This window comes from Sulfitobacter sp. (genome assembly GCF_036961165.1).
In the GTDB taxonomy this organism is placed as follows: Bacteria; Pseudomonadota; Alphaproteobacteria; order Rhodobacterales; family Rhodobacteraceae; genus Sulfitobacter.
This window is the reverse complement of sequence record NZ_JBALVJ010000002.1, coordinates 25722-46098: the sequence shown is the minus strand read 5'-3', so window position 1 is coordinate 46098 and position 20377 is coordinate 25722. Positions and strand designations below refer to the sequence as shown.

The 20377-nt window shown below is 56.6% G+C and carries 19 protein-coding genes; 9 read left to right on the top strand and 10 right to left on the bottom strand.

Features of this window, described 5'->3' with window-relative positions; genetic code table 11:
* The first annotated feature begins 140 nt into the window (after positions 1–140).
* The 5 genes from V7730_RS01415 to V7730_RS01395 all read left to right on the top strand — a co-directional run bounded on the left by V7730_RS01415 (position 141) and on the right by V7730_RS01395 (position 7036).
* The gene (locus V7730_RS01415) at positions 141–1538 is read left to right on the top strand and encodes an aspartate aminotransferase family protein (protein WP_335745792.1); all 1398 of its coding nucleotides are present in this window, start codon (positions 141–143) and stop codon (positions 1536–1538) included.
* A gap of 200 nt (positions 1539–1738) precedes the next feature.
* Positions 1739–2839, top strand: a complete 1101-nt coding sequence (locus V7730_RS01410) for an ABC transporter ATP-binding protein (protein WP_335745791.1) — start codon at positions 1739–1741, stop codon at positions 2837–2839.
* Between the two features lie 119 nt (positions 2840–2958).
* Positions 2959–4065, top strand: coding sequence for an extracellular solute-binding protein (locus V7730_RS01405; protein ID WP_335745790.1), 1107 nt, complete (start codon positions 2959–2961; stop codon positions 4063–4065).
* Between the two features lie 95 nt (positions 4066–4160).
* Complete coding sequence (locus V7730_RS01400) at positions 4161–5846, top strand: ABC transporter permease (protein ID WP_443070172.1); 1686 nt, start codon at positions 4161–4163, stop codon at positions 5844–5846.
* Positions 5847–5857: 11 nt separating this feature from the next.
* Positions 5858–7036, top strand: a complete 1179-nt coding sequence (locus V7730_RS01395) for an ABC transporter permease (RefSeq protein WP_335745789.1) — start codon at positions 5858–5860, stop codon at positions 7034–7036.
* Here the strand turns inward: V7730_RS01395 and V7730_RS01390 are convergent.
* Both V7730_RS01390 and V7730_RS01385 read right to left on the bottom strand, forming a co-directional pair.
* The gene (locus V7730_RS01390) at positions 7025–8236 is read right to left on the bottom strand and encodes a lytic murein transglycosylase (RefSeq protein ID WP_335745788.1); all 1212 of its coding nucleotides are present in this window, start codon (positions 8234–8236) and stop codon (positions 7025–7027) included. The genes V7730_RS01395 and V7730_RS01390 overlap by 12 nt on opposite strands.
* A gap of 64 nt (positions 8237–8300) precedes the next feature.
* A complete protein-coding gene (locus V7730_RS01385) occupies positions 8301–9020 on the bottom strand; it encodes a helix-turn-helix transcriptional regulator (RefSeq protein ID WP_335745787.1) in 720 nt (239 codons plus the stop codon).
* A gap of 99 nt (positions 9021–9119) precedes the next feature.
* Here V7730_RS01385 and V7730_RS01380 point away from each other — a divergent pair, with 99 nt between their 5' ends.
* Entirely contained in the window at positions 9120–9815 is a 696-nt protein-coding gene (locus tag V7730_RS01380; RefSeq protein WP_335745786.1) for a glutathione S-transferase family protein, read from the top strand.
* Here V7730_RS01380 and rnr read toward each other — a convergent pair.
* Genes rnr through dapE form a run of 4 tightly spaced genes read right to left on the bottom strand, consistent with a single transcriptional unit; the run spans position 9812 to position 14242 of the window.
* Positions 9812–12067 (bottom strand): ribonuclease R, encoded by a 2256-nt coding sequence (gene rnr, locus V7730_RS01375; RefSeq protein ID WP_335745785.1) that lies wholly within the window; start codon positions 12065–12067, stop codon positions 9812–9814. The two genes, V7730_RS01380 and rnr, sit on opposite strands and share 4 nt — an antisense overlap.
* Positions 12068–12105: 38 nt before the next feature.
* Positions 12106–12678: a TIGR04282 family arsenosugar biosynthesis glycosyltransferase gene (locus tag V7730_RS01370; RefSeq protein WP_335745784.1), complete on the bottom strand. Its 573-nt coding sequence runs from the start codon at positions 12676–12678 to the stop codon at positions 12106–12108.
* On the bottom strand, positions 12675–13085 hold the full coding sequence (locus tag V7730_RS01365; protein WP_335745985.1) for a GNAT family N-acetyltransferase: 411 nt from the start codon (positions 13083–13085) through the stop codon (positions 12675–12677). The genes V7730_RS01370 and V7730_RS01365 overlap by 4 nt, the downstream gene beginning before the upstream one ends.
* A gap of 2 nt (positions 13086–13087) precedes the next feature.
* The gene (gene dapE / locus V7730_RS01360) at positions 13088–14242 is read right to left on the bottom strand and encodes a succinyl-diaminopimelate desuccinylase (RefSeq protein ID WP_335745783.1); all 1155 of its coding nucleotides are present in this window, start codon (positions 14240–14242) and stop codon (positions 13088–13090) included.
* A gap of 268 nt (positions 14243–14510) precedes the next feature.
* On the opposite strand from dapE, the gene V7730_RS01355 reads away from it, so the two are divergent.
* A complete protein-coding gene (locus tag V7730_RS01355) occupies positions 14511–16091 on the top strand; it encodes a Hint domain-containing protein (protein WP_335745782.1) in 1581 nt (526 codons plus the stop codon).
* Entirely contained in the window at positions 16092–17186 is a 1095-nt protein-coding gene (locus V7730_RS01350; protein WP_335745781.1) for a Hint domain-containing protein, read from the top strand. It begins immediately after the preceding gene.
* Positions 17187–17189: 3 nt separating this feature from the next.
* On the opposite strand, the gene V7730_RS01345 is transcribed toward V7730_RS01350, so the two are convergent.
* From V7730_RS01345 to dapD, 3 genes are all read right to left on the bottom strand, one after another.
* Positions 17190–17528, bottom strand: coding sequence for a hypothetical protein (locus V7730_RS01345; RefSeq protein ID WP_335745780.1), 339 nt, complete (start codon positions 17526–17528; stop codon positions 17190–17192).
* Positions 17529–17610: 82 nt separating this feature from the next.
* A complete protein-coding gene (locus V7730_RS01340; protein WP_335745779.1) occupies positions 17611–17967 on the bottom strand; it encodes a hypothetical protein in 357 nt (118 codons plus the stop codon).
* Complete coding sequence (gene dapD / locus V7730_RS01335) at positions 17967–18794, bottom strand: 2,3,4,5-tetrahydropyridine-2,6-dicarboxylate N-succinyltransferase (protein WP_335745778.1); 828 nt, start codon at positions 18792–18794, stop codon at positions 17967–17969. The genes V7730_RS01340 and dapD overlap by 1 nt, the downstream gene beginning before the upstream one ends.
* A gap of 178 nt (positions 18795–18972) precedes the next feature.
* Here dapD and V7730_RS01330 point away from each other — a divergent pair, with 178 nt between their 5' ends.
* Entirely contained in the window at positions 18973–19815 is an 843-nt protein-coding gene (locus V7730_RS01330; RefSeq protein ID WP_335745777.1) for an LOG family protein, read from the top strand.
* Here the strand turns inward: V7730_RS01330 and V7730_RS01325 are convergent, their stop codons facing one another.
* Positions 19816–20031, bottom strand: a complete 216-nt coding sequence (locus V7730_RS01325; RefSeq protein WP_335745776.1) for a hypothetical protein — start codon at positions 20029–20031, stop codon at positions 19816–19818.
* Between the last annotated feature and the right edge of the window lie 346 nt (positions 20032–20377).

The following is a 20377-nucleotide window of genomic DNA, read 5'->3' as shown; positions in this document are numbered from 1 at the left end:
TTTAGAAGGGCATCCACGCGTCGCTGATTTGCGCGAAATTCGTGGGCACCGCGACGGCTTTTACCACTGCCTGATTGACCCTGATCTAATTTGATCATATTTTAGGCGCAGCCATCCCTCCAGCCTGATAGGGGCCCTTCATGACAGTTATATCAAACCACCTTCCAACCGCCGAATTGCAGGCCTTAGACGCCGCCCACCATATGCATCCTTTCACCACCAACGACGAGCTGAAAGCCAGTGGCGCGCGAGTGATTACCAGCGGTAACGGCATCTATCTTCGCGACAGTGAAGGAAATGAGATACTGGATGCCATGGCGGGCCTGTGGTGCGTGAATTTGGGCTACGGGCGCGAAGAACTGGTGAAAGTTGCCACCCGCCAGATGCAAGAACTGCCGTTCTACAACACCTTCTTCAACACTACACATACACCTGCCATCGCCTTGGCTGCCGAACTGGCAAAGCTTGCGCCAGAAGGCTTGAACCATGTGTTCTTTGCCGGCTCCGGCTCTGAAGCGAATGACACGAACCTGCGGATGGTCCGTGTTTACTGGGCCGAAAAAGGGCAACCGGAAAAATCCCACATCATTAGCCGTAAAAACGCCTACCACGGGTCTACCGTTGGCTCTGGCTCAATGGGCGGGATGAGCTATATGCACGCCCAGGGCGGCATGCCGATTCCCGGAATTCACCACATCGGCCAACCCGACTGGTGGGCAGAGGGCGGGGATCAAACACCCGAAGAGTTCGGCCTTGCCCGCGCACAAGAACTGGAAGCAAAAATCCTTGAGCTCGGCGCTGATAAGGTTGCCGCCTTCATCGCAGAGCCGGTTCAGGGAGCGGGTGGTGTGATTGTTCCCCCCAGCACCTATTGGCCAGAAATCCAGCGTATTTGTGAAAAATACAACGTGCTGATTATCGCAGATGAAGTGATCTGCGGCTTTGGTCGGACCGGCAACTGGTTCGGCTCCACCACGATGGGGATCAAGCCGCACATCATGACAATCGCCAAGGGGCTCAGCTCTGGCTACATGCCGATTGGTGGCTCGATCGTGTCTGACGAAGTCGCCGAAGTGATCAACGCGGTCGAATTCAACCACGGCTATACATATTCGGGTCACCCCGTTTGTGCTGCGGTTGCGTTGGAAAACCTGCGGATCATGCAAGACGACAATATTCTGGACCACGTGAATAATGTCGCCGCCCCCGCGCTGCACGAAGCACTGGTGCAACTGGCCGAGCATCCGCTGGTTGGCGGTATGAATGTTAAAGGGATGATGGCATCGCTGCCGCTTTCCCCGCAGAAGGAAACGCGAGCAAAATTCGCGATGGAGGCGGGTACCGCTGGTTTCATGTGTCGCGAGCGCTGCTTTGCCAATAATCTGGTCATGCGCCACGTCGGCGACCGGATGATCATCTCTCCTCCGCTAGTGATTACACCCGAAGAAATCGGAATTTTCCACAAGCGCGCCAAGCTTGCATTGGACGATACCTACAAAGCCCTCAAAGACGGCGACATGCTAAAAGCAGCTTCATAATGCAGCGCCGGGCGTAAAATTTTTACGTCCGGCATACTTATATGGCAGGAAAATCGACTGAAAATGCCGTTTTTTCAGTTAAACCGCCCTGAATCACAGACTTTTCCTCGAATTCTGATTTATCCAGTTGCAAACGTGCCCCTCCATGCGTTTAGTTTATGGCAACGTAAAAATAATAAAGACTACGGGGAGCCATAAATTTGGCCAATACTAAGAACAGCGACGCATTCGTCGAGTTTGAACGTGTGCAAAAAAGCTATGACGGCGAGAACCTTGTCGTCAAAGATTTGAACCTCAGCCTCCCGAAAGGCGAGTTTCTGACAATGCTTGGGCCCTCGGGGTCAGGCAAGACAACTTGCCTCATGATGCTGGCCGGATTTGAGACAGCAACTTATGGCGATATCCGTCTTGATGGTGTTTCGATCAACAACATCCCGCCGCACAAACGCGGAATTGGCATGGTATTTCAGAACTATGCCCTGTTCCCGCACATGACAGTGGCCGAAAATCTGTCCTTTCCACTGGAAGTCCGCAAGATGGGCAAATCCCAGCGCGAGGAAAAGATCACCCGCGCATTGGGCATGGTCCAGATGAACGATTTTGCGGGCCGTCGGCCTGCCCAGCTTTCTGGCGGCCAGCAGCAGCGGATCGCACTGGCGCGAGCGCTGGTATTCGAACCCGAGCTGGTTCTTATGGACGAACCGCTGGGCGCTTTGGACAAGCAGCTGCGCGAATCGCTTCAGTTCGAAATCACCAAACTGGCGCATAACTTGGGAATCACCGTGGTCTACGTGACCCACGACCAAACCGAAGCGCTGACCATGTCAGACAGAGTCGCAGTGTTTGACGATGGCCGCATCCAGCAGCTTGCGCCGCCGGACAAGCTGTATGAAGAACCTGAAAACAGCTTTGTTGCGCAGTTCATCGGGGAAAATAATACCCTCGAAGGCGTGGTTAAAGAGATCAAAGACGGCGTCGCTCTTGTCCAACTGGACAGCGGTGAAATCATCGAAGCCAAGCCGGTTAACGTCAATAAGGCAGGCGACCGCACCCGCGTATCCATCCGCCCAGAGCGCGTTGAGTACAACAAAGAGCGGATGCGCGACGGTGCCTTCACGCTCAAGGCAGAAGTGCTCGAATTCATCTATATGGGTGATATTTTCCGGACGCGTCTGCGGGTTGCAGGCAAAGATGACTTCGTCATCAAGACCCGTAACGCCCCCGATCAGGCCCGTCTGACCCCTGGCACCCAGATCGAAATTGGCTGGCTGCCTGAAGATTGCCGCGCGTTGGACGCCTAAGGCGCCATGCGTGTGTCATATCGCGGCGCGTTTCGCGCACCGTGATCTATAAAAGGCGGCGGCCAAACCCGTTGTTGCCGCCTTGAAATACACCAACGGGAAAAAACTGGGAGATACGAATGAACCTCACTAAAACATTGATGGCATCAACCGCGCTGACAGTTGCGGCAGGCATGTCATTTGCCGAAAGCCACATGGCCAACGAGATGACGATCGTTTCATGGGGCGGCGCATACTCCGCTTCACAGCAGAACGCTTACCACACACCCTACACCGAAAAGACCGGCGTAAAGATCATCAACGATGAATCCTCTGCCGAGGCCGTCTCCAAGCTGCGTGCGATGAACGAAGCGGGCAACGTGACATGGGATGTGGTTGACGTTGTTGCATCCGACGCCCTGCGCCTGTGCGATGAAGGTCTGGCGATGGAAATCGATCCGGACGAAATGCTCGCCGATGCGCCTGATGGCACAAAAGCTTCCGAAGACTTTGGCGACCTGTTGGTTGGCGACTGCTTCATCCCGCAGATCGTGTACTCCACGACTGTTGGCTATCGCACCGATCTGGTCGGCGACACACCTCCGACAGATATCTGCGCGATCTTCGACACAGACGCATATCCAGGCAAACGCTCGCTTGAGAAGCGCCCGATTGGCAACATGGAATGGGCTCTGCTTTGCGACGGCGTTGCAAAAGACGAAATCTATGACGTGCTGGAAACAGCCGAAGGTCAGCAGAAAGCGCTCGATAAGCTTGGGACGATCAAAGACGACGTGATCTGGTGGTCCGCTGGTGCCGACACTCCACAGCTGCTGGCTGATGGCGAAATCATCATGGGCTCCACATACAACGGCCGCCTCTTCTCGCTGATTGTTGAGCAAGAGCAGCCAGTTGCCATGATGTGGGACGCGCAAGTATTCGACCTTGACGGTTGGATCATCCCAACAGGCCTGTCCGATGAGCGTAAAGCACGCGCATTGGATTACATCATGTTCGCGACAGACACACAGCGTCTGGCGGATCAGGCCAAGTACATCTCTTACGGTCCTGCACGTAAGTCTTCCGCACCATTGGTTGGCAAGCACGCAGAACTAGGTATCGACATGGCACCACATATGCCAACCGATCCAGATAACGCAAAGAACACGTTCCTCTACAACTACGAGTTCTGGGCTGACTACCGTGACGACATCGACGCCAAATTCCAGGCGTGGCTGGTACAATAAGCCTCTGACGGCTTAAGGAGAGGGCCCATCGCGGCTCTCTCCGCACTTTACTCGTTAGTCAATTTACCTATTTCGACCAAGCCGATGGGGAAACCATGAGCGACGCACCAACAGTCCAGACAGCATCATCATCTGCCGCCGAAGCGCGAATTGCGGATGCCGCACACACCGGCCCCATGTTGGCCGCCGATGGCACGCCGCTTAAAAAGTCGCTTAATCGCGCGCTCAGGCTACAAAAGATGCGCGCCCTGGCGCTAATCGCTCCTTTGTTGATTTTTGTCCTCGTGACATTCATCGCGCCCATTGCAGACATGCTGTTCCGGTCGGTCGAGAACGAAATCGTCTCTGATACATTGCCACGCACCACAACCATGCTGGCTGAGTGGGATGAGAAAGGCACCGACATTCCGGGCGAGCCGGTGTTCGAGGCCCTCTACAATGACATGTTCTTTGCGCAGGAAGCCAAGCTGCACACACGCCTTGGCTCCCGCCTGAACTATGAATTCACGGGCGTTTCCTCTCTGTTCCGTAAATCGGGCCGTAAGGTCGAGGATATGGGCGAGGTCTATCAGGACCAGTTCGAAGACCTTGATGCCTTCTGGAAGACCGGTGAGAACTGGAACAGCTTCATGGCGACCGACAAATGGCTCGCTTCGATGGAGGGTTGGAAAGAAGCCGATGGCAAACAGCCTGCATTCGTTCTGCGCGATGGTATTGCCAAGGCGCTGCCCAAAACAGCCGCTGCATATAAGCAGTTTGCCAAATACATTCAAAACGTAGACGAGGAAAATCTCTACAAGAAAGATCCTTGGGCCGTCATCTATTCATCGCTGCACAGCGATTTGACAGGTGAGAACGGTCTTGCGTCCTACGCTGGCCCCGCCGCCGCAGAGCTGGCCGCCGCTGCCACCACTGCTCCGACGTTCGAGACTGTGAACTACTCCGAAGCCTTCAAGAAGATCGACAAGGACTGGTATGATGTGAATGTTTGGCAGACCATCAAGTTCTATAGCCCAAAATACACCAACGGCTATTTCTTGAACGCCATCGATATGCAGAAATCTGTAGACGGCGTAGAGATGCGCCCAGAGAACCAGCAGATTTACGGCCTCTTGTTCTGGCGCACTATGGTGATGTCCGTGGCGATTACAGTGTCCTGCATTATGCTTGGCTATCCCGTGGCATGGATCTTGGCGAACCTGCCACCACGGCAGGCCAACCTGTTACTGATCCTCGTGCTGTTACCCTTCTGGACCTCCTTGCTGGTGCGTACATCCGCGTGGAAGGTGATGCTGCAACAGCAAGGTGTGATCAACGATACGCTTGTCTGGCTTGGCCTTGTTGCCACTGATGACCGTTTGGCACTGATCAACAACCAAACAGGTACGATCATCGCGATGACGCACATTCTGCTGCCGTTTATGATTTTGCCGCTCTATTCCGTGATGCAGACTATTCAACCAACGTATCTGCGCGCCGCAAAAAGCCTTGGAGCTACCAACTGGACCGCTTTCTGGCGCGTCTACTTTCCGCAGTCTATTCCGGGCATCGGGGCGGGCAGCATCCTCGTGTTCATCCTCGCCATCGGCTATTATATCACGCCCGAGATTGTGGGTGGTACGTCCGGTACGTTCATCTCGAACCGGATCGCCTATCACATCTCACAGTCGTTGAACTGGGGCTTGGGTGCGGCACTGGGTGCGATCCTCTTGGCGGCTGTTCTGCTGCTCTACTACGCCTACGACAAGATCGTCGGCATCGATAACGTGAAACTCGGATAAGGAGCGGACCCATGGTAGCACTCACACCCATCTCGCGCACTGAGCCTGCGTTCTACGTCTCTGTCGTAGCAGCTTTCGGTGCTTTCTTTGGCATCTTTATCGGTACCGGCAATGGTAACGTCATCGTAGGCGTTCTTGGCGGTGCCATTCTGATGGCCGTTGCTGCATTCGTCCTGACAAAGGTCATCAAAACCGAAAAACCGGGTCGCTGGATTTTGACAGCCCTTGTGGCAGTCGGCGGCTTTGCCTTGGCAGGAATTCCCGGCCTTCTCATGGGAATCTTCTTCGGCTGGTTCTTCGGGTTTCTGACATTCTGGCTCTATGAGGGTCGCTACCGCGCGAAGATTCCGCCCTATCTGACACCTATGCAGGTCTTGTGGCATTTTGCATTCCGCACCATCTGCGGCGCGATCTTTGTCTTCCTGATTACGCCCATCCTTGTGGTCATGCCGCTGAGCTTTAACGCCGAGAACTTCTTTACCTTCACACCTGAAATGCTGCGCTTTGATCCTGCGGGCTACTCACTCAAGCATTATCGTGACTTCTTTACCAATGACGCTTGGCAGGATGCGATGAAGAACTCGCTCCGCATCGCACCAGTGGCGACGCTGCTGTCTGTCGGGTTTGGCACATTGGCTGCCATCGGTCTGAGCCAGCCGCACGTGCCTTTCCGCCGTGCGATCATGGCGATCCTGATTTCGCCGATGATCGTGCCGCTGATCATCTCGGCTGCGGGTATGTACTTTTTCTACAGCCGCGTTGGTTTACAGGGAACGTATATCGGTGTGGTTCTGGCGCACGCCGCCTTGGGCATCCCGTTCGTGATCATCACAGTTACAGCCACGCTGGTCGGTTTCGACAACTCACTGACGCGTGCGGCGGCAAATATGGGCGCAAACCCTGTGACCACCTTCTTCCGCGTGCAAATGCCGCTGATCCTGCCGGGTGTAATCTCGGGCGGCCTGTTCGCCTTCATCACCTCGTTCGACGAAGTTGTGGTCGTACTGTTTGTTGGCTCGGCCGGGCAAAAGACGCTGCCGTGGCAGATGTTCATCGGTCTGCGCGAGCAGATTAGCCCAACGATCCTCGCCGTCGCGACGATCCTTGTGGGTATCTCGATCTGCCTGCTAACCGTGGTCGAACTGCTGCGCCGCCGCTCTGAGCGGATGCGCGGCATGTCACCGACTTAAGCGCAGGCGCTCTAACAAGCGGGGCGAGGCATAGCCGTCAGGCACCTCTCCCTGCGCCAGCTGCCAAGCCCGTACTGCGTTGACTGTGAGTGGCCCGATCTTCGCATCTATCTTTTGTGTATCAAACCCTTGTGCCGCCAGTTCTGTCTGAAGTTCGATCCGCTCAGCATAGCTAAGCGTGCGGTCCTGACGGGGCCAATCACCCTGTAATGGTCCTGCATCGACGATACGGTCCGCCAGATGGCCAATCGCGATGACGTAGGCGTCAGCGGTGTTGTAGGTCTCCAACACCGCAAACTTCTTGAATACCATAAAGGCAACGCCTTCCGCGCGCGCCGGTAGCAGGATAGAGACCGCACCATAATCCGGTGCGGCCTTTTTACCTGTGTCCAAAATCCCGATCTCCGCCCATTCGGCGGGCGATTTCTGCACCTCGCGGTTGGCCAAAAGATAGTCAAAGCCTTCCGGAATACGCACTTCGATGCCCCAAGGCTGCCCCGTCACCCAACCGTTGCTTTTAAGATAGGCAGCGGAGGACGCAAGCGCATCGCGGGGATCATCATCCCAGATGTCCCGCTTTCCATCACCGGTCCAATCAACCGCGTGATCGATGAAAGAGCCTGGCATAAACTGCGTATGCCCCATCGCCCCTGCCCAGCTTCCTTTGAGGCTCTGCAATGACGTATCGCCGCTTTGCACAATGCTGAGCGCGGCAATCACCTGCGCTTCGAAAAACTCTGCACGGCGTGCGTCATAAGCAAGAGACGCCATCGAGGTCAGCACCGGATCGCTACCGAGAAACGTGCCATAGGCGCTCTCAAGCCCCCAAATAGCAGTGAGGATGCTGGCAGGAACGCCGTAGCGCGCCTCAATCTCCGACAGCAGTTTTTGCTGGCGTTTCAGTGCGGCCTTGCCGTTGCTGATCCGAAGGTCAGAGACTGCGGTGCCAAGGTAGTCCCAGATGGTTTTAGTGAATTCGGACTGGTTGCGGTCCCGCTTCACGACCTTTGGCGCGTAGGTGACATCCGCCATCGCTTTGTCAAAGATGTCCGCCTCGATCCCAGCAGCCAGCGCTTTAGGCCTGAAGTTTACGATCCAGTCCTGGAGCCCTGACTCACTAAGCACTTCCGTTGGCACCGTAGTTTGGGCCGTGGCAGGACAGGCCGCAAGCATCGTAAGAGCAAGAATAACGCAGCGCATTGCTGGCCCTCTATCTGATAGAACTGCCCGCAACTTACCCACAATCAACCCAGGCGCAAAGCGGTCACCGCGATTGTTGGCGGTCTTTGGCCCGCTCAACTGCTTCGGCGCGCAAGCGGGCCACAAAATCACGCAGCATCGGCACGCGCTGTGGGCGAAAGCTGTCCCCTGTGAGGCTAAGGTCCTGCATGCGATCAAGTCGGAAAGCGCGGAAATCCTGACGTAGATGCCACCACCCCATCAGCATATGGGCGTTTTGCATGAACACGATGCTCAAGGGATCAACCTGCCTGTGTGACACCGCGCCCTTGGCATCCTCATACGCGAACGCAATCGTCACCTCGTCCCACGTGGCTACGCGCAGGGCTTTCACGTCAATCGACGGCTCCGGAGGCCGCACGAAACACCGCGCGTCCAGAACAGCGTGCTGCAAATGGTGAGTTTGGCGCGCCGGCAGCCGTGCCTTTAGTTTAGCCAATGCAGTTCGCGCGGCGGCAGCCAGCGCCGGATCACCGATCACATCCACTTCGCGCAAGCCCAGCACCAACGCTTCAAGCTCGTCATCGGTGAAACCCAGCGGCGGCAGGACAGCGTCTTCGATCAAGGTGTAGCCAAAGCCCGCTTCTCCGTCGATCACCGCGCCCAAGCCGCGCAGGGCATTGATGTCGCGGTAAATGGTACGCAAAGATACACCCGTTTCATCGACCAATGCAGAACCCGTGACAGGCGCAGGCAAACGCCGTAGCGTTTGCATAAGCTGGAACAGACGGTGCGTGCGGGTCATGGGAGTTTCCTTCTGATCTGTTCAGCCTTGCATAGCCTCCTGTCATTTTCTGGCAGCATGACCTGTTAGGCAAGCACCACATCATCCAAAGGAAATTACATGATCACCCTTTACACATTCCCTTCCGGATTTGGTCAGTTCAGCTATAGCCCCTTCTGCACGAAGGCCGGCTGGTTATTAAATCTATCGGGTGTCCCTTGGGCGCGCAAAGACATGCATGATCCGCGCAAAATGCCGCTCGGCAAACTCCCTGCAATCGGTTTACCCGATGGGGAAGTCATACCCGATAGCGACAATATCCGAAGCTATCTTGAGCAGCAGGGTCATGATTTCGACGTCGATCTCAGTGCGCGGAACAAAGCCGTCTCGCGGGCATTCATCCGCATGGCCGAAGAGCATATCTATTTCCATCAGGTCATGGACCGCTGGGGCGACGAGGCCAACTGGGCAGTCATTCGCAAAGAATATTTTGGTTTTCTGCCTGCGCCTCTGCGCGGTCTCATTACCGCAAAACTGCGCAAGGATTCGATGAGCGCAATGCATCGCATGGGTTTGGGGCGCATGACAGTTCAACAACGGCTGGAACGGGTCAAGCCGGACTTTCAGGCGATCAGCGACCAACTGGACGCGCGTGCCTTTCTATTCGGCGACACGCCCAGCGTGGCTGATGCTAGTGTGGGTGCGAACCTTGGCGCGATTATGGCCGGACCGGTTTCGACTCCACTTTCACGGCGTATCTCGGATGATCCGGTGCTTAGCGCCTATGCCACACGTTGCGCCGACGCGACGGATTAGCCGCGGCTGCGGGTCACCTTACGCTTGGTCGCCGCCTTCTTACCCTTAGCCTTTGCGCCCTTACGACGCGGGCTTTGCCCACCTGGGCTTTTGCGCCCTTGGGGGATTTTCTGGTCCTCGATCTCTAACAGTTCAAGCGAAATACCACCAGTCACGGGCGTTACTTCGGCCAGGCGCACAGTAACGCGCTGACCCAACCCGATGGTAATGCCGGTGTCTGCCCCCATCAGGGTGCTCGCCTCAGCATCATGGTGGAAGTATTCGCGCCCGATGTTGCGCATGGGGATCAGGCCATCCGCGCCTGTCTCATCCAGCTTCACAAAAGCGCCAAAGCGGGCAATGCCGCTAATGCGGCCCGTCATTTCGTTGCCCACACGTTCGGACAGGAACGCGGCAAGGTAGCGGTCGGTCGTGTCGCGCTCTGCAACCATCGACCGCCGCTCGGTATCCGAGATATGCGCGCCAGTGGCTTCCATGTCCTCAATGTCGTGGGGCGAAAGACCATCATTGCCCCAACCGTGCGCGGTGATCAGCGCGCGATGCACGATCAGATCCGCATAGCGACGGATCGGCGAAGTGAAATGCGCGTAAGACCGTAGCGCCAGACCAAAGTGGCCGATGTGATCGGGTCCGTAGTAGGCTTGCGTCATTGAGCGTAGGGTAGAGATGTTGATCAGTTCCGCATCATCGCTGCCCGCCGCTTGATCCAGCAGACGGTTCAGGTGCGCCGTTTGCAACACCTGCCCTTTGGCGAGCGTATAGCCCGCCGCCGCCGCCGTTTCACGCAACGCGTCGAGCTTTTCCGGTGTCGGCTCTTCATGGGTACGGAACAGAAGCGGGGTCTTCTTGGCAATCAGGGTTTCGGCTGCGGCGACATTCGCCAGCACCATGAATTCTTCGATCAGGCGGTGCGCATCCAGCCGATCGCGGAAATTAACAGAGCGGACTGTGCCGTCATCATCCAGCTCTATCCGGCGTTCTGGCAGATCTAGATCAAGTGGCTGGCGCTCTTTGCGTGCCTCGACCAGCGAACGATAAGTAGCATAAAGAGGTTTGATAACAGTCTCTAATAGAGGCTCTGTGCGATCATTCGGGGTGCCATCCATTGCAGCCTGCACTTCTTCGTAATGCAGGCTGGCAAGTGATTTCATCAGGCCACGTTGGAAATCGTGACGCAGCTTGTTGCCCTTTGCATCCAGCACCATGCGAACGGCGATACAAGCCCGCTCGACCCCTTCGTGCAGCGAACACAAGTCACCCGACAGGCGATCCGGCAACATCGGCACGACACGGTCGGGGAAATAGGTGGAATTCCCCCGTTTGCGGGCCTCACCATCCAAAGCGGAACCGGGTGTGACATAAGCAGAGACATCGGCGATGGCGACCCAAAGGATATGACCACCTTCATTCGCCGGATCAGTATCAGCTTCCGCAAAACAGGCATCATCGTGATCGCGGGCATCAGATGGATCAATGGTGATCAGCGGCAGATCACGCAGGTCCTCGCGGCCTTTAAGGCCTTTCGGTTTGGCTGCGTCAGCTTCGGCGATGACATCATCTGGGAAGTCATCGGGAATGTTGTGCTGATGGATCGCTATGAGCGAAACTGCCTTGGGTGCTGACGGGTCGCCCAGCCTGTCCACAATGCGGGCGCGCGGCAGACCCATGCGGCCCTTTGGTCCGGCCAGCTCTGCCTCGACCAGTTCGCCTTCTTGGGCACCACCCGTGGCGTCGGCTGGCACGGCCCATTCTTTGTCCGCACCCTTGTCGATCGGCTGGATGCGTCCGCCTTCAGCGTGTTTATGGAAGATACCGATTATCTTTTTCGGGTTTGTCCCGATGCGACGGATCAGTCGCCCCTCGTAGTGATGGCTTTCGCCTTTCACTAGTGTGAGGCGTGCCAGAATACGGTCGCCCGCGCCCAGCGCGGGATCAGAGGCGCGTGGAATCATCAGCACCACAGGCTCCACACCTTCGCCAGTCCACTCCATGGGCTTTGCGTAAAGGTCCCCATACTTGTACGGTCCGATGACCAGAAGGACACTAACCGGTGGCAGACGCTCGGGGTCATTGTAGCTTTTCTTTCGCTTCTCCAGATGCCCTTCGGCCTCTAGTTCTTTCAGGATCCGTTTGAGATCAATGCGCGCAGCCCCCTTGATGCCGAAGGCCTTGGCTATCTCGCGCTTGGCCGACAGAGTGGGGTTTTGTTCGATCCATTCGAGGATCTCTTGCTTGGTAGGAATTTTGTTCATGGCAATGGAGGTAGCACGCGTTTGGGGGGCGCGTCACATTATTTTAAGTCAGCAACCGTATCGACATCACGAAGCGTGGCGACATGGGCGATACTGTGGTCCGGCAGGCTCATCTGAGTGTCAGCAAGCGCATGAGACGTCGACCAGCGGACGCCAGAGAACAGACAAGGCGGAATTGCACGGGTCCGCCGCAGCCCAATAAGCCAGTAACCCCCGTCCGGCGCAGGACCGAAGACCGCATCATGTGCGCCCAGCGCCGCAAAAGCTTCGGCGATGTGCCGTGCCGTTATGCCGGGGATATCACCGCCAATCACGCAGACAGCGCCAGGAGGCGCCCCGCGCAGGGCCCGCCCCATCCGGTCGCCCAAGTCACCGTTCCCCTGCGGGATGCGGGCCATATGCGCGGGCCAGACACGCGACAGCAGCCCTGAACGGTCCGGAGCCACAGCCAGCACAACATCCCAGCGGGGGTCTTCGATCTGACGGAGCAGGCCGCGCACCTGATGACGAAACCACCATGCCGCTGCAACCATACCGATATCGCGCCCCAGCCGGGTCTTGACCCGTCCGGCGCGCGGCTCTTTCAGCATCACGACCAGCGTGCGCCTCATAAGGGGCGTACCATCATCTGATGCGGCTCACCTTCATCCAAGTATACTTCCCCATAAGGGATGAACCCCAGCTTGCCGTAAAAGCCCACGGCATGGGCCTGTGCGCCCAGCACAGCACTTTCTGCGCCCTGCTCTGTGGCCAAGGCCACTGCGGCGTTGATCAGGTCCGCGCCAAGGCCAGTACCCCGCCGCGCAGCAATCACGCAGACACGGCCAATCTTGGCGGTGGTACCGTCCAAAAAGACGCGTGCTGTTCCAACGGCAGTTTCCCCATCCAAAGCCAACAAGTGATGGCTTTCGGTATCCAGCGCGTCGACCTCGCCCTCAGCAGAGTAACCCTGCTCGGCCACGAAAACCTTGTGACGCAGGGCGAAGCAGGTTTCTGTATCTTGGGTCGGGGCGATCATAGTCACGCAAAATAATCCTGAAGAATGCGCGTGTAGATCGTTTTAAGCTCATGGATGTGATCCACCCGCACGTGTTCGTCCACCTGATGCATGGACTGACCCACAAGGCCGAACTCAACCACAGGACAATGCGCTTTGACAAAGCGCGCGTCAGATGTGCCGCCGGTCGTGGACAGCTCTGGTGCCACGCCTGTTACGGCCTCAACCGCGCGCGACACCATGGCCGACAGATTACCCGGCGGAGTGATAAAGCTCTCTCCCGAAATCTTCACATGGGTCTCGATCTGCACACCAAATGCCTCGCGGATGGCAGTCACTTCGCTTTCGATCCAGTCGCTTAGCCCCGCACCGGAGTGCGTATCGTTAAAACGTATGTTGACCGTAGCCGAACACTCAGCCGGAATGACGTTGGAGGCAGGGTTGCCAGTATCCACTGTGACCACTGCAAGGGTGGAAGGATCAAAGTGATCCGTACCGGTGTCCAGCTCATGACTTGCCAGCCGGTCCATCAACCGGACCACCGCGGGAAGCGGATTATTGGCGCGGTGCGGATAGGCGGAGTGGCCTTGTTTTCCAATCACGCGAAATTTGATCGTCATAGAGCCACGGCGGCCGATCTTGACCATCTCACCCATTGTATTGGGGCAAGTCGGCTCCCCCACCAGACACACATCCATCCGCTCGCCGTGCTTTTCCATATGCTCCAGCAGCGCCAGTGTGCCGTCTACCGATTCGCCTTCTTCATCGCCGGTGATGGTGATCACAACAGAGCCGTCCGGCGGAGTCTTGCTCACAAAGTCGATGGCAGCAGCAACAAAGGCGGCGACGCCAGATTTCATGTCGGTGGTACCGCGCCCGTACATGATGCCGTCTTTGATATCAGCCCCGAAGGGCGGCATCGTCCAAGCTGCCTCATCGCCGATTGGCACCACATCTGTATGGCCATTGAACCCGAAACTGCGGGTATTGCCCTGCGTGCCCCAGCGCGCAAACAGGTTACGAATACCGCCGCGATCGGCCCAAGCACACGAAAAACCGGCCTCGGTTAGAAGTTCATGCAGGATGTCCAACGCACCTGCATCTGCGGGCGTGACGGACGGGCAGCGCACCAGACGCGCGGTGAGATCGACGGGATCAACGGGGGAGGATGGTGACATGCGGCAGTGCTCCTTTAACGGTCTGATTTCATTATCTCTCCTGTGGTGCAAAAGTGCCAGCCCCCACCTACAGAACGAAATCCCGCTTCATTTATGTCAAAATTGTGGTAGCTTGATCCACATAATAAATGACCCGAGGCAGGGCATGAGCAGGTCCATCACCTGAAAACAGGGATGGGCAGTCCAATAAATGGACATGACAGGAGCGGGGGCATACCCCTGTCCGGCTGCGACGTGTGCTGTATCTTGATAGGTTTGAGGCAGTAACATGGTAGCAGCGTCGGAACTTCCGATTACAACAGTGCGTGAAGGCACTACCGCCACGCAGATGGCGCAGGAGATATTCGGGAACGGTGTAATCGTGACCGGTGCCACCTATTACGGCGATAACGACAGTGCCGGTATCTACAACAATGGCGACAGCTTATCACCTGGCGTCACGCCCGGAGACACTGGCATCATTATGTCCACAGGTGAGGTTCAAGACTTTACCAATTCGAGAGGGCCATCGAACCAGAGCACCAACACCTCGACCAACACTTCCGGCACTAATAACTATAGCCCTTACAACAACGCTGCTGGCGGCACGACCTATGACGCGTCCACGTTGGATATTGATTTCATACCGGACTCAAACATCCTCACGATGCAGTTTGTGTTCAGTTCGGAAGAATATCCGGAGTTCGCAAATTCGATCTATCAGGATTTCTTTGGCGTCTGGATCAACGGCCAATTGGTCGAGCATGATGTCGGCGACGGGGATACCGATCCATTCAACATCTCGACGACGAACAACATCAACATGTACGTCGACAACACAACCGACGACTACAACACCGAGATGGACGGCTTTACGATCACGCTCACTCTCACGATGAACGTGATCGCAGGTCAAACCAACTCCATGCGGATCGCGCTCGCGGATGTCGGGGATAGCAACTACGACTCTAACGTCATGATTGCCGGCAATTCGGTGCAGACGAAGCTGATCGCCATCTCGGATGATGTGAACGTCTATCCTGACGGGACAACCACGCTCAACATCTTGGATAACGATATAAACAACGGCCCCGGCACGCTAACCATCACACACATCAACGAGCAGGCGGCAACGGTTGGCACAACGATAACACTGCCCTCGGGCCAGTTGGTGACTCTGAATGCTGACGGCACATTCAACGTCGTCGGTGACGGGGACGAAGAAGAATTCAACTTCACCTACACGATTACGAACGGCGTCGACACAGATGTTGGTTTCGTAAACGCGACCTCAGTCCCCTGTTTCGCCGCTGGTACGCTGATTGCCACTCCTGATGGGGACCGCTGCGCTGAGGCCCTCCTTCCCGGCGATCTGGTGATGACTAAAGACGAGGGCGCACAGCCCTTGCGCTGGATCGGCTCGCGCCGTGTGGCCGCGACGGGTGACTTCGCCCCGATCCACATCCGCGCCAATACGCTGGGCCAGCACAGTGATCTGCTTGTCTCCCCGCTGCACCGCGTGCTGATCAAAGACAACCTCGCAGAACTGCTGTTCGGTGAATCCGAAGTGCTAGTCGCCGCGCGTGATTTGGTGAACCATCATTCAATCACACGGCGCGAGGGCGGCGAGGTTACCTATGTGCACCTGCTGTTTGACCGCCATCAGGTTGTGTTCTCCGAAGGACTGGAAACCGAAAGTTTCCTGCCTGGACCGCAGACCGCCACAAGCTTCGAGGCGGATGTGGTCGAAGAGATTTATAGCATTGTCCCTGAATTAAACCCTGAAACCGGCGCTGGCTATCCGACAGCCGCGCGCCGCTCCCTGAAACGATATGAGGCGGAGCTGTTGCGCGCCGCAAAGGTGGCTTAAATGACCTGGCTTGCCCTGACCGACCATTCTGATCGCCGATTGTCCCTGCGCGGGCTTGGCCATGAAAAGCGCGCTACGCCGATCATCGCTGATGTACCCGGCCAGACCCTGAGCCGCGGCAGTATCATGTTTGAAACCCAAGTGGCCGAAGACAGCAAGCCGCAGGTCCTGTTCGGCTATACCAATCCTCACCCCACTCACCGAAGCCTGGTTTTTCAGGCTATTCCCGGCGGCGGTGTGGCGATGGTACACGTGCAGGCGGACAAAATTGCCCACGCGGCAATCGCCCATAAGAACGCCGACCGCGCCGAAATCCTGCGGCTGACCTATTCGTGGGACATCAAATATAACTGGGGCCGTCTGACAATGGAACAGGAAGGCGAAAGCGCGGTGACGAGTGTCGCTGTTGAGAACCCGCTCCCGCTTACATTGGAGGATCTGCGCGATCTGATGCTGGGGCGCGGGCAGCAAGACTATGCACCCGACATGATCTTCGCAGCACTGTCTGACGAGATAGAGCCGATCGGGACAAGCCCAACCATGTCACCCGACACAGCAATTGCCACGCCTTGGGGCTACCGCAATGCCAGCACGTTGAAACGTGGCGATACGGTTTATACTGCCGAAGGGCTGGTGGTGCCTGTATTGCAGACCGTCACACGCACTATGCCTGCACGCGGCAGCTTCGCTCCGATCCGCATGCGCGCGCCCTATTTCGGCTTGCAAGAAGATATCATCATCGCACCTGAGCAGCATGTGGTGATTGACGGGCCAGAGGTTGAGTACCTGTTTTCATGCGAGAAGGTCCTGACGCCCGCACGCCACCTCGTGAATGGCTTTGCTGCTCGAACTGAGCCTTGCAGCCATCTGGTCCGCTATACCCAGTTGATCCTACCCAACCATGACACCATTCTGGCAGGTGGAGCACCGTTGGAAAGCATGTATATCGGCCGCATTCGCCGCGACACCCACCAACTGGCTTCAAGCGTGATGTTTGGTTTTGATCGCAACGACCTGCCAGAGCACAAGGCGCCCTCGCACAAGGTTCTCAAATGGTACGAGGCGATCCATCTGGCAAAACGCCGCGCTGCCTGACCCTTAGTCGTAGAAGGGCGTCATCTGCGCGATAATAACCGAATTCTCGTCGAGCGCGCGCTGCATCAATTCGCGCTCTTCGTCGTCGATCTTGTGGCCTTCTTCCTCGCGCTCGGCAAGGGTACCGTAACCGGTGACATCCAGCGGCGCGGTCTCGGCCTGCTTAAGAATAGCAACAGTTTCACGCACGGCCTCAGCCTCGTCGATGCCGGAGGCAAAACACATCAGTGCCGCGCCAGTTGCCTTGTCGGGCAAGCCATCGCCGGATTTGCGCCCAATCTGAACCAGCAGGGTATACACTTGCTGGCGGGAAGGCTTTTTGGGTTTGGTTTCGTCGGACATGTCAGCAAGTGCCTAATAGATGAGGATAAGGGAGACCTAGACGGTCAATCGTCGTTTGAAAAGCCTCAGCAGCAGAGGGTGGCTATCCGCATTTGCGCAACAAGCTGATGCGCGCACCCTTCTGGACCACTGCAATGCCGGTATCTGTGCGCATGATCATGATCCGGCGCTGCCATGGTTCCCCATCTGCACGGCAAATTGCATCATAAAGAGTGGCATCCATGCCGCTGACACCTACCGGGTCGCGCAGGGTACAGCGGCTGCCCAGCGCAAAGAAGATGTTAGAGGTGAGAAGAACCGCGCCTTTTTCCTTACCAATATTCTTACAATCCCAGCTATCACCAGAGGGATGGTCAGGCCGATAGCGCCCGTCATAAGGGCCCGCCCCCGCTTCTGAGGTCATGCTGGACAGAAGAAGCAGGAGCAGGGCAAACCGCATCAGTCGCGCAGCAGTTCGTTGATGGATGTTTTTGAGCGGGTCCGCTCATCCACGCGCTTTACGATCACAGCACAATAGAGGTTCACGCCATTCTTGGAGGGCATAGAGCCAGCGACAACAACAGAGCCTGCGGGAACTTCGCCGTACATGACTTCGCCGGTTTCACGGTCCAAAATCTTGGTCGACTGGCCGATGAAAACGCCCATGCCCAGAACCGAGCCTTCGCGCACGATACAGCCCTCGACCACTTCGGAGCGTGCGCCGATAAAGCAGTTGTCTTCGATGATGGTCGGGCCCGCCTGCATAGGTTCAAGCACGCCACCGATGCCAACGCCGCCGGATAGATGAACGTTCTTACCGATCTGCGCGCAGGAGCCGACGGTGGCCCACGTATCAACCATGGTGCCCGTATCGACATAGGCGCCCAAGTTCACGAAGGACGGCATCAGCACCACGCCGGGTGCGATATAGGCAGACTTGCGAACGATACAGTTTGGCACGGCGCGGAAGCCTGCCTCTTTCCACTCGTCATCGCCCCAGCCCATGAACTTGCTGTCGACCTTATCCCACCAGCCGCTGCCCTGTGGGCCGCCACTTTGCATTTCCATGTCTTTGATGCGGAAGCCAAGCAGCACGGCCTTTTTGGCCCACTGGTTCACATGCCAGTCACCGCTGTCTTGCTTTTCCGCCACCCGCAGCTTGCCGGAATCGAGCGCTGCCAGCGTTGCTTCGATCGCGTCGCAGGTCTCGCCTGTGGTTGCTGGGGTGATGCGGTCGCGGTCTTCCCATGCGGCCTCAATGGCGGTTTCAAGCTGTGCGTTTGACATATCGGAACTCCGTTTGGAAAGAAGGGTTGAAGCGCGCTATACGCGGCGCAGGCTTTCCGCGCAATCCTAAGCCCTGTTTCAACGCGAAACGGTGTAAAATATCAACGTGGTCAATTGCGGCAAAGCATTGCATGGTGCGGGCTGAAATATACAAGAAATAGACCCACCGGAGAGCCTGATGACTAGACAACAAGAGCACCCTTTGCGCGACGCCCACACCGACCGGACCGCCGCTGCGGGTGTCCCCGTCACACCGCAAACGCAGGCCCCTGCCTATAAGCTGGCTTTCAATGATTTCGACTTTATGTGTCGCGACGAGCTGCGCCCTGTGCGACTACAATTGGAACTGCTCAAGCCTGAAATGATGTTGGACGAATACGGCGTACGCTCGACGATAGTTCTGTTCGGAGGCGCGCGCATTCCTGAACCGGCAAAGAAAGACGGCGCGCGCACTAAAACGCTGGCCGATCTGTCACGCTTTTACGATGAGGCCCGTGAATTCTCACGTCTGATGACGCTGAAATCCAATGAGAGCAAAGGGTGCGAAGACGTCATCGTGACCGGCGGCGGGCCGGGTGTGATGGAGGCGGGCAACCGCGGCGCAGTGGATGCGGAGGGTGTATCTATTGGCCTGAACATTGTTCTGCCATTTGAGCAGGCACCAAATGCTTATGTAACGCCGGATCTGTGTTTTAACTTTCACTATTTTGCGATCCGGAAGATGCACTTCCTGATGCGCGCGAAAGCAATCTGTGTGTTCCCTGGCGGCTTTGGCACCATGGATGAAATGTTCGAGGCGCTCACCTTGATCCAGACAGGTCGGATGCAGCGTGTTCCATTCTTGCTGTTTGGCCGCGAGTTCTGGGAAAGCATCATCAATTGGGATGCGCTTGCCGACGCGGGAACGATCTCTGCCGAGGATCTCAATCTATTCCGCTTTGTCGAAACAGCGCAGGAAGCGATCGAGCTTATCGAAACGTGGGGCGAGCCTTCGGCGCGCGATCACATTCCCGGGCGTTGATCAGTGAAACAGCTCTTCTGGTAGCTCACACAAAACCACGTGATGCGGCAGTGTTTCCAGCATGTGCTTGCCATCGTCAGTATCGCGGATGAAATAACCATAGCCCGCAAGGCGATGCTTCCATTCGCGTGCTGACAAAGCAACGGCACGTTCGCGGGCAACAATCTGAATCACCGGATCGGTAACAAAGACGTCTTGTTTGATAATGATCGACATGGTCGTTCTCCTGATTGAGTTGTCTCAGGAAACAATCTGTTGGGTCACAATGTCAGGATTCGGCTTCGATTGTGGCAGAAGCGGGGTATTTCGGCACGCACAGGTTGAACAGGCCTGATTACTCGCCTTAAACGGGATAAATGCGTATAGGCCCGTGCGTTACAATGGAAACAACGCATGACTCTGAGGGCTACATAAGCTCAACCATTTCGCCGAAACGCTGCGGTCTATCATCCAGGCTGCCCTCATTGTGCCGCTCACGTGAGCGACCCAATGTTGCAAAAGCAAGGACAGTCGGAACTACCAGCCTGTCGACACAGCGTTGTCTCTGGCGTCAAAAGCGCAA

Bases quoted from the DNA above. Each gene is read 5' to 3' on its own strand.
- V7730_RS01415 (WP_335745792.1), top strand. From the start codon at position 141: ATGACAGTTATATCAAACCACCTTCCAACCGCCGAATTGCAGGCCTTA.
- V7730_RS01405 (WP_335745790.1), top strand. From the start codon at position 2,959: ATGAACCTCACTAAAACATTGATGGCATCAACCGCGCTGACAGTTGCG.
- V7730_RS01400 (WP_443070172.1), top strand. From the start codon at position 4,161: ATGAGCGACGCACCAACAGTCCAGACAGCATCATCATCTGCCGCCGAA.
- V7730_RS01395 (WP_335745789.1), top strand. From the start codon at position 5,858: ATGGTAGCACTCACACCCATCTCGCGCACTGAGCCTGCGTTCTACGTC.
- V7730_RS01390 (WP_335745788.1), bottom strand. From the start codon at position 8,236: ATGCGCTGCGTTATTCTTGCTCTTACGATGCTTGCGGCCTGTCCTGCC.
- V7730_RS01385 (WP_335745787.1), bottom strand. From the start codon at position 9,020: ATGACCCGCACGCACCGTCTGTTCCAGCTTATGCAAACGCTACGGCGT.
- V7730_RS01380 (WP_335745786.1), top strand. From the start codon at position 9,120: ATGATCACCCTTTACACATTCCCTTCCGGATTTGGTCAGTTCAGCTAT.
- rnr (WP_335745785.1), bottom strand. From the start codon at position 12,067: ATGAACAAAATTCCTACCAAGCAAGAGATCCTCGAATGGATCGAACAA.
- V7730_RS01370 (WP_335745784.1), bottom strand. From the start codon at position 12,678: ATGAGGCGCACGCTGGTCGTGATGCTGAAAGAGCCGCGCGCCGGACGG.
- V7730_RS01365 (WP_335745985.1), bottom strand. From the start codon at position 13,085: ATGATCGCCCCGACCCAAGATACAGAAACCTGCTTCGCCCTGCGTCAC.
- dapE (WP_335745783.1), bottom strand. From the start codon at position 14,242: ATGTCACCATCCTCCCCCGTTGATCCCGTCGATCTCACCGCGCGTCTG.
- V7730_RS01355 (WP_335745782.1), top strand. From the start codon at position 14,511: ATGGTAGCAGCGTCGGAACTTCCGATTACAACAGTGCGTGAAGGCACT.
- V7730_RS01350 (WP_335745781.1), top strand. From the start codon at position 16,092: ATGACCTGGCTTGCCCTGACCGACCATTCTGATCGCCGATTGTCCCTG.
- V7730_RS01345 (WP_335745780.1), bottom strand. From the start codon at position 17,528: ATGTCCGACGAAACCAAACCCAAAAAGCCTTCCCGCCAGCAAGTGTAT.
- V7730_RS01340 (WP_335745779.1), bottom strand. From the start codon at position 17,967: ATGCGGTTTGCCCTGCTCCTGCTTCTTCTGTCCAGCATGACCTCAGAA.
- dapD (WP_335745778.1), bottom strand. From the start codon at position 18,794: ATGTCAAACGCACAGCTTGAAACCGCCATTGAGGCCGCATGGGAAGAC.
- V7730_RS01330 (WP_335745777.1), top strand. From the start codon at position 18,973: ATGACTAGACAACAAGAGCACCCTTTGCGCGACGCCCACACCGACCGG.
- V7730_RS01325 (WP_335745776.1), bottom strand. From the start codon at position 20,031: ATGTCGATCATTATCAAACAAGACGTCTTTGTTACCGATCCGGTGATT.